The organism is Pseudomonas sp. yb_5 (assembly GCF_043103865.1).
Taxonomy (GTDB): domain Bacteria; phylum Pseudomonadota; class Gammaproteobacteria; order Pseudomonadales; family Pseudomonadaceae; genus Aquipseudomonas; species Aquipseudomonas putida_Y.
In genome coordinates this window covers 1-16699 of the sequence record NZ_JBICKE010000085.1, presented here as the reverse complement: position 1 = coordinate 16699, position 16699 = coordinate 1, and the positions used below count along the sequence as shown (strand labels likewise).

The following is a 16699-nucleotide window of genomic DNA, read 5'->3' as shown; positions in this document are numbered from 1 at the left end:
TACCGCAGTGGTGGTGCGGCCCCGCCACAAGGGTGGGGCAGGCTGGTCAGCGCTGGATTTCCCGGTCGCGGTCCAGTTCGTAAGGCAGGGTCAGTACCTGCAGGCGCGGGCCTTCGAGGCTGCCCAGGTGCAGGTTGCCGTCTTCCACCGCCTCGGCGCTGAGCACCGCGAGCAGTTCGCAGCCCGCGCCGTTGCCGGCAGCAATGACCACTTCACCGACCGACGAACCATGGGTGGGCGAGAAAATCTCGGCGCCCGGGGCCGGAATGGCCTGCTGGTCCAGTGCCAGGCGGTACTGGCGGCGTTTGAGTTTGCCCAGGTACTGCATGCGGGCGACGATTTCCTGGCCGGTGTAGCAGCCTTTCTTGAAGCTGACGCCGTCGACAGCCTGCAGGTTGATCATCTGCGGAATGAACAGCTCACGGGTCGGGCCCATGACCTGGCCGATACCTGCGCGAATCTGCCCCAGCAGCCAGTCGTTGATACTGCCTTCGGGCAGCGCTGCGGCAAGGGCCTGGCGTACAGGCTCGGCTTCAGCTGCCGGCACCCACAGTTCAACCCGGCCAGCGGATGCGGTGATGGCGATCAGCCTATCATGGCGCACGGTGCTACCGGCGGCTGCGGGCACGACAAGCCCCAGCGCCTGCAGTGCAGAGTCGCCACCTTGCAGGCCGAAGCGTACCCATGCTGTGCTTTCGTCGGTCAGCGTGGCCTTGGAGAACACGGCGTACTTTTTCAGGTCGGCCAGTTGTGCGTCGAGCAGTTCGCTGGCCATGGCCAGCAGGTAGCCGTTGCCTTCGGGCACTATACGGAAGCTCGACTGCATGCGTCCCTTGACCATGCAGCGGGCGCCGAGGCTGGCGTATTCCTGGCTGAGGTAGTTGATGTTGCAGGTCAGCTGGCCTTGCAGGAACTTGCCTGCATCGGAGCCGCGGACGGCGAGGATGCCCTCGTGGGACAGGGGGCAGAAGAAAGCGGAATCGGCCATGGGTCATCGCGGTGGCTAAAGACTGGCGGCCATCATAGAACGCCGGTAACAAAATAGGTAGGTGACTAGACCAACGCCCGGTGTCGCTTCGCGCGCCTGGCTGTATACTGGCGGCCCATTCGAGGAGGGCCCCATGGTCGAACAAACTGAACTCAACCGGCTTTTCTGGCACAGCCGCCGCGGCATGCTGGAACTGGACGTACTGCTGGTGCCTTTCACCCAGGAAGTCTACCCCACCCTCAATGAGACCGACCGTGAACTGTACGTGCGTCTCTTGAGCTGCGAGGATCAGGACATGTTCGGCTGGTTCATGGAGCGCACCGAGTCCGAAGACCCGGAACTGCAGCGCATGGTCCGCATCATTCTGGACCGTGTCCAGCCCAAGTGAGTGCTTCGAGTGCCGCTGGCAAGGCTCGCGCCTGCTGCTGGCGGTCTACCTGGCTTGTCAGGTTCTGGCGTGGCTTGCCGTGTGGGCGAGCCCGCTGCCCGGGTGGTTGGCCTTATCGGTTGTCGCCGCCTGCTCGGCCCACGCTTGCTGGGCCATTCCCCGACGTATTCTGCTGACCCATGACCATGCTGTTGTCGGCCTGCGCCGTGATGTGCGGGGCTGGCAGGTGCTCAGCCGTGCCCGTGGCTGGCAGCGGGTTCGGTTGTGCCGGGACAGCGTGGCGTTGCCACGGCTGGTGGTTTTGCGCTTTGAGCGGGTGGGGCGTTGGCTGGGGCAAAGCCAGTGCATACCTCAGGATGCGCTAGGGGCTGACGAGCATCGGCGCTTGCGGGTGCGGTTGAAGTTCAGCCGGCGGCGCTGGGCCGAGGTGAGCCGGGCATAGATCAAGACCGGGTCAGCTTCTTTGCGGGCTCGCCCGCTCCCACAGGTACCGCGCAATGCTGCAAGGCAGTCAAATTCCTGTGGCAGCGGGCGAGCCCACGAAGGCCGCGACGCCGTTTTCAGAGCGGGCTGAGGATGGTGTCCTTGGCCTCGTCCAGCATCCCCGGATAATCCAGTGTGTAATGCAACCCACGGCTTTCCTTGCGCTGCATGGCTGACAGGATCATCAGCTCGGCCACCTGCGCCAGGTTGCGCAGCTCGATCAGGTCACGGCTGACCTTGTAGTTGCTGTAGAACTCGTCGATTTCATCCAGCAGCAGGCGAATGCGGTGCTGGGCCCGCTGCAGGCGCTTGCTGGTGCGTACGATGCCGACGTAGTCCCACATGAAGCGCCGCAGTTCGTCCCAGTTGTGCGCAATGATCACATCCTCGTCCGAGTCGGTCACCTGGCTGGCGTCCCAGCCGGGCAAGGCCTTGGGCAGGGCCACTTGCTCCAGGTGCGCCTGGATGTCGGAAGCGGCGGCGCGACCATAGACAAAACATTCCAGCAGCGAGTTGCTGGCCATGCGGTTGGCGCCGTGCAGGCCGGTGAAACTGGTTTCGCCGATGGCATACAGGCCAGGCACGTCGGTGTGGCCGCAGTCGTCGACCATCACCCCGCCGCAGGTGTAATGCGCCGCAGGCACCACCGGTATCGGCTGACGGGTGATATCGATGCCAAAGGCCAGGCAGCGCTCGTACACCGTGGGGAAGTGGCTCTTGACGAAATCAGCAGGCTTGTGAGTGATGTCCAGGTAGACGCAGTCCACGCCCAGGCGCTTCATCTCGTGGTCGATGGCGCGGGCCACGATGTCCCGGGGGGCCAGCTCTTCGCGCGGGTCGAAGCGCGGCATGAAACGTTCGCCGTTGGGCAGGCGCAGCAGGGCGCCTTCGCCGCGCAGGGCTTCGGTGATCAGGAAGCTCTTGGCCTGCGGGTGATACAGGCAGGTGGGGTGGAACTGGTTGAATTCCAGGTTCGCCACCCGGCAGCCGGCCCGCCAGGCCATGGCGATACCGTCGCCGCAGGCACCATCGGGGTTGCTGGTATAGAGGTAGACCTTGGCCGCACCGCCAGTGGCCAGCACGGTGAAGCGCGCGCCGAACGTGTCTACCTCACCGGTGTTGCGGTCGAGCACGTAGGCGCCCAGGCAGCGTTCGCCGGGTAGGCCCAGACGGCGTTCGGTGATCAGGTCGACCGCCACCCGCTGCTCCAGCAGCTGGATGTTCGGGCGCTGGCGAGCCTGTTCCAGCAGCGTCGTGAAAATTGCCGCGCCGGTAGCGTCGGCGGCGTGGATGATGCGCCGGTGGCTATGGCCCCCTTCACGGGTGAGGTGGAACTCGAAGCCACCATCGTCGACGCTGTAGTGCTCATCGCGGGTGAAGGGCACGCCTTGCTCGATCAGCCACTGGATCGCTTCGCGGCTGTGCTCGACGGTAAAGCGCACCGCGTCTTCATGGCACAGCCCGCCGCCAGCATTGAGGGTGTCCTCGACATGCGACTGCACAGTATCGGTATTGTCCAGCACGGCAGCGACGCCGCCCTGGGCCCAGAAGGTCGAGCCATTGGCCAGGTCGCCCTTGCTCAACACGGCAACGCGAAGGTGGTTGGGGAGGTTAAGTGCCAGGCTGAGACCGGCGGCACCGCTGCCGATCACCAGGACATCATGTTGGAATTGTTGGCTCATGTCGGGACACTAGTAATCTTTGGGAGGGGCACGGCACAATGGTCACGCGCGGATGGCATTGTGAAACTATCGTTAAACGTGGTCGGATGCCTTTATAGCAGCCCCAGGTGGCCAATTTCCATGCTGCCTGCCAGGTTGCGATAACCTTTGTGGGAACTTTCCGACATGGCCGGAAATCCTATGAAGGCTGCCCGCACGCCACAATTTGCCGCGGCGACGCAGGGCGGCAGGCCTTTCCGGGCTTTACCCCTGCGTATTTGAAACCTGATTATCGACGTAGCCGGCCGTGACCGCGCCGCGTCTTCCGTGCAAGCCGACCAAGGGCTGCAGGAAACTTGCTTGGAGGGGAGAACTTTTGCGCAAAGCCCGAGTCTATGGTTGCAAGCCTGAACGATGGCTGATGCAACGCTCCTTCGAGTTCACTGAGGAGTGTTCATGCTAACCCAGGAAGAGGATCAGCAGCTTGTCGAGCGCGTGCAGCGCGGCGACAGGCGAGCTTTCGATCTGTTGGTGCTGAAGTATCAGCACAAGATTCTCGGGTTGATCGTGCGGTTTGTCCACGATACCCACGAGGCCCAGGATGTAGCACAGGAAGCCTTCATCAAGGCCTACCGTGCGCTTGGCAACTTCCGCGGCGACAGTGCGTTTTATACGTGGCTGTACCGCATCGCCATCAACACGGCGAAGAACTACCTGGTGTCCCGTGGAAGACGGCCGCCAGACAGTGATGTGAGCTCCGAGGATGCGGAGTTTTACGACGGCGATCATGGCCTCAAGGATCTCGAGTCACCAGAGCGCTCGTTGTTGCGGGATGAAATCGAAGGCACCGTCCATCGCACCATCCAGCAACTGCCCGAAGACCTGCGTACGGCATTGACGCTACGCGAGTTCGACGGGCTGAGTTATGAAGACATTGCCAGTGTCATGCAATGTCCGGTGGGTACCGTGCGCTCTCGAATCTTCCGCGCTCGGGAGGCCATAGATAAAGCCCTGCAGCCGTTGTTGCAGGAAACCTGAGACAGCGGCGACAGCGCCAAGAGAGGAACCGCCATGAGTCGTGAAGCTTTGCAGGAATCGCTGTCCGCGGTGATGGATAACGAAGCGGATGAACTGGAATTGCGTCGGGTGTTGAACGCCGTCGACGAAGCCGAAACCCGTGCCACCTGGTCGCGTTACCAGGTTGCCCGTGCAGCCATGCACAAGGAGCTGCTGCTGCCTAATCTGGATATCGCATCGGCGGTGTCTGCTGCACTGGCCGACGAAGCCGTGCCAGCCAAGGTCAAGAAAGGCCCCTGGCGCAGCATTGGCCGTCTGGCGGTAGCGGCCTCGGTTACCGTGGCGGTGCTGGCTGGTGTACGTATGTACAACCAGGACGAGATCACTGGGGCTGAGCTTGCTGCCCAGCAGCCAGTCCAGCAAGGCCTGAGTGTGCCACAAGCGCAAGGCCCGGCCGTTTTGGCAGGCTATAGTGAGAGCAGTGAGCAACCGACCGGGCCAATGGCCAATGGCGTGCTGCAGAACCAGGCCGGCTGGGATCAGCGTCTGCCAGGCTACCTGCGCCAGCATGCCCAGGAATCTGCGCTCAAGGGCACTGAAACCGCATTGCCGTATGCCCGCGCCGCCAGCCTGGAAAACCGTTAAGTAAGGAGGATCATGCGCGCGCTACCTCTCCTGTCGCTGCTGATTGGCAGCTGCATGACGGTGCCAGCATTGGCGGCCAATTCTTCGCCTGAGGCGAGTGAGTGGCTGAACAAGCTGGCACAGGCCGAGCAAAAACAGAGCTATCAAGGTTCGTTCGTCTACGAACGCAATGGCAGTTTCTCCTCTCACGACATCTGGCACAGGGTCGAGGACGGCAAAGTCAGCGAGCGGCTGTTGCAGCTTGATGGCACCGCCCAGGAAATCGTGCGCGTGGATGGCAAGGTGGAGTGCGTCAGTGGGGCCTTGGCCAGCGGTGTCATGGCGCCGCCGGACACCGCACCGCGTGTGCTTGATCCGCTGAAACTGATGGGCTGGTACGATTTGAGTGTGGCAGGCAAGTCGCGGGTCGCCGGGCGCGATGCCGTGATCATCACGCTCACTCCACGCGATCAGCACCGCTATGCTTTCGAATTGCATCTGGACCGTCACTCGGGCTTGCCGCTGCGTTCGTTGATGCTCAACGACAAGGGGCAGTTGCTGGAACGCTTCCAGATGACCCGTCTCGATATCGATGACATCCCCAGCGACGCAGACCTGCGTCCAGGTGCTGCTTGCAAGCCAGTGCAGCAACTGGCGGCCGGGAGCAATGATAGCGCCGCGGGTTGGCGTTCGGACTGGCTGCCACCCGGTTTCGAGTTGGTCAACAGCTCGGTACGCCGCGATCCCAAGCGCAACAGTTCGGTCAGCAGCCTGATGTACGACGACGGCCTGGCGCGTTTTTCGGTATTCATCGAGCAAGTGAGCGATGATGGCGGCACCGACATGCGCACCCAGTTAGGCCCGACCTCGGCGGTTTCGCGTCGCCTGAATACACCAAAGGGCAAAGTGATGGTGACCGTGGTTGGCGAAATCCCGCTGGGTACGGCAGAGCGCGTCGCCCTGTCGATGCGCCCCCAGGATGCCCAGGCGCGCCAGTAATGGCACGTTTTTGCGGGTTGAGCCAAGGTGGGCGGTCATGCGGCTGAAATGAAATTAAAGCATTGTCATTTGCAATCTATCGGCAAATTTTCTATAGGTCAGGCTTTGAAGAGCCTGGCCTTTTCTGCTTTGTGCAGGGGTCTTTCTAAACTACCGCTCGTTGTGACGGGAGTCGTATGTCAATACCACGCTTGAAATCCTACCTAATAATGTTCGCTGCTGTGCTGATGCTCGGCCAGGTACTCACCGCCCAGGCCGAGGAAGCCCTGCCGGACTTCACCACCCTGGTGGAGCAGGCTTCGCCGGCGGTGGTCAACATCAGTACCAAGCAGAAGCTGCCTGACCGCCGGATCGCGGCAGGTCAGATGCCGGACCTGGAAGGCCTGCCGCCGATGTTCCGTGAATTCTTCGAGCGCAACATGCCACAGCAGCCGCGCTCGCCGCGCGGCGACCGCCAGCGCGAGGCACAGTCGCTGGGCTCGGGCTTCATCATCTCCAGTGATGGCTATGTGCTGACCAATAACCATGTGGTGGCCGATGCTGATGAGATCATCGTCCGCCTGTCGGACCGCAGCGAGCTGCAGGCCAAGCTGGTCGGCACCGACCCGCGTACCGACGTGGCGCTGCTGAAGGTCGACGGCAAGAACCTGCCGACCGTGAAGCTGGGTGATTCCGAGAAGCTCAAGGTGGGCGAGTGGGTACTGGCCATCGGTTCCCCGTTCGGCTTCGACCATTCGGTGACCAAAGGTATTGTCAGCGCCAAGGGCCGGACCCTGCCCAATGACACCTACGTACCGTTCATCCAGACCGACGTTGCCATCAATCCGGGTAACTCCGGCGGCCCGCTGTTCAACATGAAAGGCGAAGTGGTGGGTATCAACTCGCAGATCTTCACCCGTTCTGGCGGTTTCATGGGCCTGTCGTTCGCCATCCCGATCGATGTGGCGATCGATGTCTCCAACCAGTTGAAGAAAGACGGCAAGGTCAGCCGCGGCTGGCTGGGCGTGGTGATTCAGGAGGTCAACAAGGACCTGGCTGAATCGTTCGGCCTGGACAAGCCGGCGGGTGCCCTGGTGGCCCAGGTGTTGGAAGACGGCCCGGCGGCCAAGGGCGGCCTGCAGGTGGGCGACGTGATCCTCAGCATGAACGGTCAGCCAATCGTCATGTCGGCCGATCTGCCGCACCTGGTTGGCAGCCTCAAGGATGGCGAGAAGGCCAAGCTGGAAATCATCCGCAACGGCAAACGCCAGACCCTCAACATCAGCGTCGGTGCACTGCCGGACGACGACGTCGACATCGGCACCGGTGCCGACGGCAGCGCCGAGCGCAGCAGCAACCGCCTGGGGGTATCGGTCGCCGACCTGACCGCCGAGCAGAAAAAGTCGCTGGAGCTCAAAGGTGGCGTGGTCATCAAGGAAGTGCAGGATGGCCCGGCAGCCATGATCGGCTTGCGCCCGGGTGATGTCATCAGCCATCTGAACAACCAGGCCATCGGTTCGGCCAAGGAATTCACCGAAATCGCCAAGGAACTGCCGAAGAACCGTTCTGTGTCGATGCGCGTGCTGCGTCAGGGCCGCGCCAGCTTCATCACCTTCAAGCTCGCTGAATAAGCGGTTTCGCAAGGCGAAAGGGCAGCTTCGGCTGCCCTTTTTCATGAATATTCACAATTGCGGGAATGATTGCTGTGTACAGTCGGACAGAGGAATCTCCCATAACCCAGCAGCTTAAGGTACAATTCCCGGCTATTTTTCGGCGGGCGTCCGGCTCGCAGCCTTTTCGAGTGTTGACCCGTGAGTGATTTGAGTCATATCCGCAATTTCTCCATCATCGCCCACATCGACCATGGCAAGTCGACGCTGGCTGACCGTTTCATCCAGATGTGCGGCGGCCTGACGGCGCGCGAGATGGAAGCCCAGGTGCTCGATTCCATGGACCTGGAGCGTGAGCGCGGTATCACCATCAAGGCCCACAGCGTCACGCTTCACTACAAGGCGCAGGACGGCAAGATCTACCAGCTGAACTTCATCGATACCCCCGGCCACGTCGACTTCACCTACGAAGTCTCGCGCTCGCTGGCGGCCTGTGAGGGGGCGCTGCTGGTGGTCGACGCCGGCCAGGGCGTGGAAGCCCAGTCCGTAGCCAACTGCTACACCGCCATTGAGCAGGGCCTGGAGGTCATGCCGGTCCTGAACAAGATGGACCTGCCCCAGGCCGACCCTGACCGTGTCAAGGACGAGATCGAGAAGATCATCGGTATCGACGCCACCGACGCCGTAGCCTGCAGTGCCAAGAGCGGCATGGGCGTGGACGAGGTGCTCGAGCGCCTGGTGCACACCATCCCCGCGCCGAAAGGCGAGATCGATGCACCGCTGCAAGCCCTGATCATCGACTCCTGGTTCGACAACTACCTGGGTGTGGTCTCGCTGGTGCGCGTGCGCCAGGGCCGCGTCAAGAAAGGCGACAAGATCCTGGTCAAGTCCACCGGCAAGGTGCACCTGGTCGACAGCGTCGGTGTCTTCACCCCGAAACATACCCAGACTGCCGATCTGAAAGCCGGTGAAGTAGGCTTCATCATCGCCAGCATCAAGGACATTCACGGCGCCCCGGTTGGCGACACCCTGACCCTGTCCTCGACCCCTGAGGTCGAAGTGTTGCCAGGCTTCAAGAAGATCCAGCCGCAGGTCTACGCCGGCCTGTTCCCGGTCAGCTCCGACGACTTCGAGGATTTCCGCGACGCTTTGCAGAAGCTGACCCTGAACGACTCCTCGCTGCAGTACATGCCGGAAAGCTCCGACGCGCTGGGCTTTGGCTTCCGTTGCGGTTTCCTGGGCATGTTGCACATGGAGATCATCCAGGAGCGCCTGGAGCGCGAGTACGACCTGGACCTGATCACCACCGCACCAAGCGTGATCTACGAGCTGGAGTTGAAAACCGGCGAAACCATCGTCGTCGACAACCCGTCCAAGCTGCCGGACGTCTCGGCTGTAGCCGACTTCCGCGAGCCGATCGTCACCGCGACCATCCTGGTCCCGCAAGAGCACCTGGGCAACGTCATCACCCTGTGCATCGAGAAGCGTGGCGTACAGCGCGACATGCAGTTCCTCGGCAGCCAGGTGCAGGTGCGTTACGACATGCCGATGAACGAAGTGGTGCTCGACTTCTTCGACCGTCTCAAATCCACCAGCCGCGGCTATGCTTCGCTGGACTACCATTTCGACCGCTACCAGTCGGCCAACCTGGTCAAGCTGGATGTACTGATCAACGGCGACAAGGTCGATGCCCTGGCATTGATCGTGCACCGCGACAACGCGGCCTACAAAGGCCGTGCGTTGACCGAGAAGATGAAGGAACTGATCCCTCGGCAGATGTTCGACGTAGCGATCCAGGCAGCCATTGGCGGCCAGATCATTGCGCGGACAACCGTCAAGGCGCTCAGAAAGAACGTACTGGCCAAGTGCTACGGCGGTGACGTCAGCCGTAAGAAAAAGCTGCTGGAGAAGCAGAAGGCCGGTAAGAAACGCATGAAACAGGTGGGCAATGTGGAAATTCCACAAGAAGCCTTCCTCGCCGTGCTCAGGTTGGATAGCTAGGTCCTATGTCGCTAAATTTCCCGCTGTTGCTAGTCATCGCCGTCTTCATCTGCGGTCTGCTGGGCTTGATCGACCTGCTGTTCCTGGCTCCGCGCCGGCGTGCGGCAATCGCCAACTATCAAGGCAGCGTCAGCCAGCCTGAGATGGCGGTGGTCGAACGGCTGAACAAGGAGCCGTTGCTGGTCGAATACGGCAAGTCGTTCTTCCCGGTGCTGTTCATCGTGCTGGTGCTGCGTTCGTTCCTGGTCGAGCCGTTCCAGATCCCTTCGGGATCGATGAAGCCGACCCTGGAAGTGGGCGACTTCATCCTGGTGAACAAGTTCTCGTACGGCATTCGCCTGCCGGTGATCGACAAGAAGGTCATTGCGGTCGGTGACCCGCAACGCGGGGATGTGATGGTGTTCCGCTACCCGAGCGACCCGAATGTCAACTACATCAAGCGTGTGGTCGGCCTGCCGGGTGACGTGGTCCGCTACACCAACGACAAGCGGCTGTTCGTCAACGGTCAGTCCGTTGCCGAACAACTGGTGGGCAGCGAGCCGGGTACCCTGGGCAGCGCTCAGCTGTACAAGGAAAAGCTCGGCGAGACCGAGCACCTGATCCGCAAGGAAATGAGCCGTTATCGCATGCCGCCGGACCAGCAGTGGACCGTGCCAGCGGGCCATTACTTCATGATGGGCGACAACCGCGACAACTCCAACGATAGCCGTTTCTGGGATGACCCAAACATTCCCAAGGAGCTGCACGGCATGGTTCCGGACCGGAACATTGTCGGCAAGGCCTTCGCGGTGTGGATGAGCTGGCCAGAGCCCAAGCTCAGCCACTTGCCCAACCTGTCGCGGGTTGGCCTGATCCATTGATACCCATCGGCGCTGTCCAGCAGGCAGCGCCGAATGCATTTCTGACATAGGCTGTGTTCTCAGGGATCGGGAGATTCGCCGCAGATCGATCGGCGGACCACAGCCAAACAGTCTTTCAGGATGTTGATTTGAACAACGCGTTGAACAACGATCGGGTGGCCGCATGAGTGCTTCCCTTGCCGGTCTGGAGCGAAAGCTCGGTTACACCTTCAAGAACCAGGACCAGATGCTCCTGGCGCTGACCCATCGCAGTTACGCCGGGCGCAACAATGAGCGCCTGGAGTTCCTCGGTGACGCCATTCTCAACTTCGTTGCCGGTGAAGCGCTGTTCGAGCGTTTTCCGCAGGCCCGTGAAGGCCAGTTGTCGCGGCTGCGTGCGCGGCTGGTCAAGGGTGAGACCCTGGCCCGTCTGGCCCGTGGATTTGACCTGGGCGATTACCTGCGCCTGGGTTCCGGAGAACTCAAGAGCGGCGGCTTTCGCCGCGAGTCGATCCTGGCCGACGCCCTGGAGGCACTGATTGGTGCCATCTACCTGGACGCTGACATGGACACCGCCCGGGAGCGCATCCTGGCCTGGCTGGCCGATGAGTTTGAAGGCCTGACACTGGTCGACACCAATAAAGATCCGAAAACCCGCCTGCAAGAGTTCCTGCAGTCGCGCAGCTGTGAGCTGCCGCGTTACGAAGTAGTGGATATCCAGGGTGAACCACACTGCCGGACCTTCTTCGTCGAATGCGAAGTGGTACTGCTGAACAACAAGAGCCGTGGTCAGGGCGTTAGCCGGCGTATTGCCGAGCAAGTCGCCGCCGCGTCTGCATTGATCGCCCTGGGCGTGGAGAATGGCAATGACTGATAGCAACCCGACCCGCTGCGGCTACGTAGCCATTGTCGGCCGCCCCAACGTCGGCAAGTCGACCCTGCTCAACCACATCCTCGGTCAGAAGCTGGCGATTACCTCGCGCAAGCCCCAGACCACCCGCCACAACATGCTCGGCATCAAGACCGAAGGTGATGTGCAGGCGATCTATGTCGATACCCCGGGGATGCACAAGGCCAACGACAAGGCACTGAACCGCTACATGAACCGCAACGCCTCGGCAGCCCTCAAGGACGTCGACGTGGTTATCTTCGTGGTCGACCGTACCAAGTGGACCGACGAGGACCAGCTGGTTCTGGAGCGCGTGCAGTATGTGACCGGCCCGCTGATCATCGCAGTCAACAAGACCGACCGCATGGAAGAGAAAGCCGAGCTGATCCCGCACCTGCAGTGGCTCCAAGAGCAACTGCCGAACGCCGAGGTGATGCCGATTTCCGCGCAGCAGGGGCACAACCTTGAAGCGCTGGAAGCACAGATCGCCAAGCACCTGCCCGAGAACGATCATTTCTTCCCCGAAGACCAGATCACCGACCGTAGCAGCCGCTTCCTCGCCGCTGAACTGGTACGCGAGAAAATCATGCGCCAGTTGGGTGCGGAGCTGCCGTACCAGATCACCGTCGAAATCGAGGAATTCAAGCAGCAGGGTCATGTGCTGCACATTCACGCGCTGATCCTGGTTGAGCGCGACGGCCAGAAGAAAATCATCATTGGTGACAAGGGCGAGCGCATCAAGCGCATCGGGTCCGAGGCGCGCAAGGACATGGAAGTGCTGTTCGATTCCAAGGTCATGCTCAACCTGTGGGTCAAGGTGAAGGGCGGCTGGTCCGACGACGAGCGTGCACTGCGTTCGCTGGGCTACGGCGACCTGTAATTACCTGACCGGTCGGTTATTGCTGTGGGAGCGGGCGTGCCCGCGAATGCGATAGTGAGTTCACTGACGCTTTCGCGGGCACGCCCGCTCCCACACGTACATCAGGCCCCAGAGATAGTGCATGGACCAACCCACCCCCCAGCCAGCCTACGTACTGCATAGCCGTGCCTACAAGGAAACCAGCGCGCTGGTGGACTTTTTCACCCCGCAGGGCCGCATGCGTGCCGTGTTGCGTCGCGCACGGGGTAAGGGCGGCAGCCTGGTGCGACCGTTCGTGTCGCTGGAGGTGGAGCTGCGTGGGCGCGGCGAGTTGAAGAATGTCGGCCGCATGGACAGCACCGGCATCGCCGCCTGGCTACACGGCGATGCCCTGTTCAGCGGGTTGTACCTCAATGAGCTGCTGATGCGCCTGCTGCCTGCCGAAGCGCCGTTCCCGGCCCTGTTCGAGCACTACGCCTTGACCTTGCAGGCACTGAGCGCCGGGCGCCCGCTGGAACCCCTGCTGCGCTCGTTCGAATGGCGGCTGCTGGACGAACTCGGTTATGCGTTTTCCTTGCACCATGACGTCGACGAGCAGCCCATTGCCGCCGATGGCCTGTACCGCTTGCGCGTCGATGCCGGCCTGGAGCGGGTAGAGCTGGCGCAGCCCGGTTTGTTCCGTGGCACCGAACTGCTGGCCCTGGCCCAAACCGACTGGGACGCCCCTGGCGCCTTGCTTGCCGCGAAGCGGCTGATGCGCCAGGCACTGGCGGTTCACCTGGGGGCAAAACCGTTGGTCAGCCGGGAACTGTTTCGCAAGCGCTGATCAGGACGTATGCTGTTGGGCTCAATCTTCAGGAGAGCCTTTCGTGACTCACAGCAACCGCATGCTTCTTGGCGTAAACATCGACCACGTGGCGACCCTGCGCCAGGCCCGTGGCACGCGCTACCCTGACCCGGTCAAGGCAGCCCTGGACGCCGAGGAAGCAGGCGCCGATGGCATCACCGTGCACCTGCGTGAAGACCGCCGGCACATCCAGGAGCGTGATGTCTTGCTGCTCAAGGATGTGCTGCAAACCCGCATGAACTTCGAGATGGGCGTCACCGAAGAGATGATGGCCTTTGCCGAGAAGATTCGCCCGGCGCACATCTGCCTGGTTCCCGAAACCCGTCAGGAGCTGACCACCGAAGGCGGCCTGGATGTGGCGGGGCAGGAAGCGCGGATCAAGGCTGCAGTGGAACGGCTGGCGCGTACCGGTGCCGAGGTGTCGCTGTTCATCGACGCCGACGAGCGGCAGATCGAGGCCTCGCGTCGGGTTGGCGCACCGGCCATCGAGCTTCACACTGGTCGTTATGCCGATGCCGAAACCCCTACCGAAGTGGCTGAAGAGCTCAAGCGGATCGTCGATGGTGTGGCGTTTGGCGTGGGGCAGGGGCTGATCGTCAATGCGGGTCACGGGCTGCACTACCACAACGTCGAGGCGGTGGCGGCGATCAAGGGTATCAATGAGCTGAACATTGGCCATGCACTGGTGGCGCATGCCCTGTTTGTCGGCTTCAAGGCTGCTGTTGCCGAAATGAAGGCGCTGATCGTGGCGGCTTCGCGCTGATTGTTGGTCGCCTGTACCGGCCTCTTCGCGGGCTTGCCCGCTCCCACAGGGGCTGCACAGCCTCAAGGCCTGCGGGGTACCTGTGGGAGCGGGCAAGCCCGCGAAGAGGCCGGTACAGGCGGCCGATCACTCGGCAGGAAACACCAAGGTAAACCGGGTAGGCCCCAGGAGGCAGCTGCTCACGTCGACCCGCCCGCCATGCAACTGCATGATCGACTTCACGATCGCCAGCCCCAGCCCGGTTCCGCCCTCCAGCCGCGAGCGCCCCGAACCTACCCGGTAAAACCGCTCGAACAAGCGCGACTGTTGCTCTTCAGCCACCCCCGGCCCCTGGTTCTCCACGGATAGCCGTACTTCGCTGCCCGAGCGTTCGATGCGCAGAGCTATGGGTTTACCCTCCGGACTGTGCCGTATGGCGTTGCTCAACAGGTTCGACAGTGCCCGCTGAAACATCAGCCGGTCTCCCTGCGCTGTTCCCCAGCCTTGAACGCTTAGCTCAATTTCTTTCAGCTCGGCACTGTAGGCAAACAGCTCGACAACACGCGCTGCCTCGTCGGCCAGCGCCAAGGGCTTCAATGCGACCTGCGTATGCGGTTGGCTGACTTGGGCAAGAAACAGCATGTCGTTGATGATGCGGTTGAGCCGGGTCAGCTCTTCGATACTGTCTTCCAGCACTTCCCGATAGTTGGCGTTGTCCCGCTCACGGGCCAGTGTCACCTGCGCCTTGCCCATCAGGTTGCCCAAGGGTGTACGCAGTTCATGGGCCAGGTCGTCAGAGAACTGCGACAACTGCCTGACACCTTGGTCGAGGCGGTCGAGCATCACGTTGATACTGCCGGCCAGTTCCGCCAGTTCCTGTGGCAAGCAGGTAGCGGGCAGGCGATGCTGCAGGTCCTGGGCCGACACCTGCCCGGCAATGCGCCGGAAGTGCCGCAACGGTTTCAGGCCGCGCTGCATCAGCCACCATGCCCCCGCACCAATCAAAACCAGTAGCAGTGGCAATGCGAGCAACGTGGAGTGCAGGTAGGCTTGCAGCAGGGCGTTGTCGTCGGCGCGGTTGAGCGACATCATCACCTTGACGGGGGTGTTGTCGCGCAGGCGCATCAGCCGGGTAACGGTGAGGATCTGGTTACCGCCGCTGTCACGCCAGGCGTGAAAGGCCAGGCGCGCATCGGTGTGCAGTTCACCGACCCGCGATTCCAGGGCCGGGCCGAGGCTGAGCAGGTGGGGGTGGCGGCCGTCGAGGGCCAGTACACTGAGGCTCAGGTTGTCATGCCCCATCACCAGATCCAGCAGTGGATGGGCGCGGCTGCCCAGGTCCTCGCTGCGCAGGTCGACACGCAGGTTGTGTTCGACCTGAAGCATCTTGCGCGCCAAATCCTTGCGCGCGCGGCTGTCCAGTTCGTGATCCAGGGCAAACACGGCCAGGCAGGCCAGCAGCAGCACCAATGCGGCGCCCATCAATGTAACGCTCAGGCCCAGGCGTAACGACAGGCTGGCGTTTTTCAAAGGCGAGCCTCAAGTACGTAGCCCACACCACGCAGGGTATGGATCAGCTTGTTGTCGAACGGGTCGTCGATCTTCGCCCGCAGGCGCCGGATCGAGACCTCGACCACGTTGGTGTCGCAGTCGAAGTTCATGTCCCACACCAGTGAGATGATCTGCGTGCGCGACAACACTTCGCCAGTCTGGCGCATTAGCAGGTGCAGCAGGGCGAACTCCTTGGCGGTCAGGTCGATGCGTTGCCCGGCGCGGTAGGCGCGGTGGCGGCCGGGGTCCAGCTCCAGGTCAGCGACGCGCAGGGTGCTGGGTTGCAGTTGCTGGTCGTTGCGGCGCAGCAGGCTGCGGATGCGCGCCAGTAGCTCAGGAAACTCAAAAGGTTTGAGCAGGTAGTCATCCGCGCCCAGGTCCAGGCCTCTTACCCGATCGGCCAAGCGACCGTGGGCGGTAAGCATCATGATGCGCGTGGCCGATTCGGCACGTAGCCGCTGCAGCACGGTCCAGCCATCGATTTCGGGCAAGTTGACGTCGAGGATGATCAGGTCATAGGCCTGTTGGCGGGCCAGGTGCAGGCCGTCGGTGCCTGTGCGGGCGCAGTCGACCACGTAACCGTTTTCGCGCAGGCCTTGTTGCAGGTAGTCGGCGGTACGCAGCTCGTCCTCGATGATCAGTAGGCGCATTGGGGGCTCGGTGTGTTGAAAGGGGGCGATTCTTGACCCTGTAGTGACATCAGGGTCAAGGGCCCCCATGTTACGGCATGAAAAAAGGCCTGCGATGCAGATAACGGATTTGTAATTCTGCTGTTATCTGGCGGTCTGTTCGGGCCTCTTCGCGGATAAACCCGTTCCTGTAGGAGTGGGTTTACCCGCGAAGAGGCCCGAACAGTCCACACAAGGCCACATTGCAGGACTGTAATCCCCGCCTCACCTTGCCGTTAGCCAGCCCTCGCTAGGATGGCCGTGTCCGATCGGTTACTACGAGGCAAACACGATGAACCTGACCAAATACCTGCTGTTGGCCACCCTTGCCCTGGGCAGCGCCAGTGTTTATGCCGAGGGCGGTGCGGAGCGCTCCAGGCAGTTCTGGCAAGCCTTCCGCGAAGACCAGCAGCGACTGCACGGCGACAAGCAACAGGTTGTTGCAGAGCGCGAGCGCAATGCGCAAGAGAAGGCGCGTGAGGTGGCCAAGGATTGAGGTAACAACACCTGCGCCGCGACGGCTCCTCGCCGCAGGTGTATTCAGGCGCCCATGC

General features: G+C 62.0%; 17 protein-coding genes. 13 read left to right on the top strand and 4 right to left on the bottom strand.

What is annotated here, in order from left to right; translation table 11 throughout:
- Positions 1 to 46: 46 nt before the first annotated feature.
- A complete protein-coding gene (locus ACF8GF_RS15330) occupies positions 47 to 988 on the bottom strand; it encodes a folate-binding protein YgfZ (RefSeq protein ID WP_176682678.1) in 942 nt (313 codons plus the stop codon).
- A gap of 133 nt (positions 989 to 1121) precedes the next feature.
- Between ACF8GF_RS15330 and ACF8GF_RS15325 the strand changes: the two genes are divergently transcribed.
- Positions 1122 to 1376: a succinate dehydrogenase assembly factor 2 gene (locus ACF8GF_RS15325; protein ID WP_003252043.1), complete on the top strand. Its 255-nt coding sequence runs from the start codon at positions 1122 to 1124 to the stop codon at positions 1374 to 1376.
- A complete protein-coding gene (locus tag ACF8GF_RS15320) occupies positions 1360 to 1818 on the top strand; it encodes a protein YgfX (RefSeq protein WP_176682679.1) in 459 nt (152 codons plus the stop codon). The genes ACF8GF_RS15325 and ACF8GF_RS15320 overlap by 17 nt, the downstream gene beginning before the upstream one ends.
- A 118-nt stretch (positions 1819 to 1936) precedes the next feature.
- On the opposite strand, the gene nadB is transcribed toward ACF8GF_RS15320, so the two are convergent.
- Positions 1937 to 3541, bottom strand: coding sequence for an L-aspartate oxidase (gene nadB / locus ACF8GF_RS15315; RefSeq protein ID WP_392487765.1), 1605 nt, complete (start codon positions 3539 to 3541; stop codon positions 1937 to 1939).
- Positions 3542 to 3976: 435 nt separating this feature from the next.
- Here nadB and rpoE point away from each other — a divergent pair, with 435 nt between their 5' ends.
- The 10 genes from rpoE (at position 3977) to pdxJ (ending at position 13947) form a co-directional block, all read left to right on the top strand.
- Positions 3977 to 4558, top strand: coding sequence for an RNA polymerase sigma factor RpoE (rpoE, locus tag ACF8GF_RS15310; protein ID WP_003252049.1), 582 nt, complete (start codon positions 3977 to 3979; stop codon positions 4556 to 4558).
- A 33-nt stretch (positions 4559 to 4591) separates the two neighbouring features.
- Positions 4592 to 5182, top strand: coding sequence for a sigma-E factor negative regulatory protein (locus ACF8GF_RS15305; protein WP_209963777.1), 591 nt, complete (start codon positions 4592 to 4594; stop codon positions 5180 to 5182).
- Positions 5183 to 5194: 12 nt separating this feature from the next.
- A complete protein-coding gene (locus ACF8GF_RS15300; protein WP_176682682.1) occupies positions 5195 to 6160 on the top strand; it encodes a MucB/RseB C-terminal domain-containing protein in 966 nt (321 codons plus the stop codon).
- Positions 6161 to 6369: 209 nt separating this feature from the next.
- A complete protein-coding gene (locus ACF8GF_RS15295; RefSeq protein WP_370844091.1) occupies positions 6370 to 7770 on the top strand; it encodes a DegQ family serine endoprotease in 1401 nt (466 codons plus the stop codon).
- Positions 7771 to 7950: 180 nt separating this feature from the next.
- Positions 7951 to 9750: a translation elongation factor 4 gene (lepA, locus tag ACF8GF_RS15290; protein WP_176682684.1), complete on the top strand. Its 1800-nt coding sequence runs from the start codon at positions 7951 to 7953 to the stop codon at positions 9748 to 9750.
- Between the two features lie 5 nt (positions 9751 to 9755).
- Positions 9756 to 10610: a signal peptidase I gene (lepB, locus tag ACF8GF_RS15285; RefSeq protein ID WP_176682685.1), complete on the top strand. Its 855-nt coding sequence runs from the start codon at positions 9756 to 9758 to the stop codon at positions 10608 to 10610.
- A gap of 163 nt (positions 10611 to 10773) precedes the next feature.
- On the top strand, positions 10774 to 11463 hold the full coding sequence (gene rnc / locus ACF8GF_RS15280) for a ribonuclease III (RefSeq protein ID WP_003252059.1): 690 nt from the start codon (positions 10774 to 10776) through the stop codon (positions 11461 to 11463).
- The gene (gene era / locus ACF8GF_RS15275; RefSeq protein ID WP_003252061.1) at positions 11456 to 12358 is read left to right on the top strand and encodes a GTPase Era; all 903 of its coding nucleotides are present in this window, start codon (positions 11456 to 11458) and stop codon (positions 12356 to 12358) included. The genes rnc and era overlap by 8 nt, the downstream gene beginning before the upstream one ends.
- 121 nt (positions 12359 to 12479) lie before the next feature.
- A complete protein-coding gene (gene recO, locus ACF8GF_RS15270) occupies positions 12480 to 13163 on the top strand; it encodes a DNA repair protein RecO (protein WP_176682686.1) in 684 nt (227 codons plus the stop codon).
- Positions 13164 to 13224: 61 nt separating this feature from the next.
- Complete coding sequence (pdxJ, locus tag ACF8GF_RS15265; RefSeq protein WP_218115272.1) at positions 13225 to 13947, top strand: pyridoxine 5'-phosphate synthase; 723 nt, start codon at positions 13225 to 13227, stop codon at positions 13945 to 13947.
- 126 nt (positions 13948 to 14073) lie between these two features.
- Here pdxJ and ACF8GF_RS15260 read toward each other — a convergent pair whose 3' ends face one another.
- Together ACF8GF_RS15260 and ACF8GF_RS15255 are read right to left on the bottom strand one after the other, a co-directional pair.
- On the bottom strand, positions 14074 to 15456 hold the full coding sequence (locus ACF8GF_RS15260; protein ID WP_392487764.1) for a heavy metal sensor histidine kinase: 1383 nt from the start codon (positions 15454 to 15456) through the stop codon (positions 14074 to 14076).
- On the bottom strand, positions 15453 to 16127 hold the full coding sequence (locus ACF8GF_RS15255; RefSeq protein WP_176682688.1) for a heavy metal response regulator transcription factor: 675 nt from the start codon (positions 16125 to 16127) through the stop codon (positions 15453 to 15455). Before ACF8GF_RS15255 ends, ACF8GF_RS15260 begins: the two co-directional genes overlap by 4 nt.
- A gap of 310 nt (positions 16128 to 16437) precedes the next feature.
- On the opposite strand from ACF8GF_RS15255, the gene ACF8GF_RS15250 reads away from it, so the two are divergent.
- A complete protein-coding gene (locus ACF8GF_RS15250) occupies positions 16438 to 16641 on the top strand; it encodes a hypothetical protein (RefSeq protein ID WP_392487763.1) in 204 nt (67 codons plus the stop codon).
- Positions 16642 to 16699: the final 58 nt, after the last annotated feature.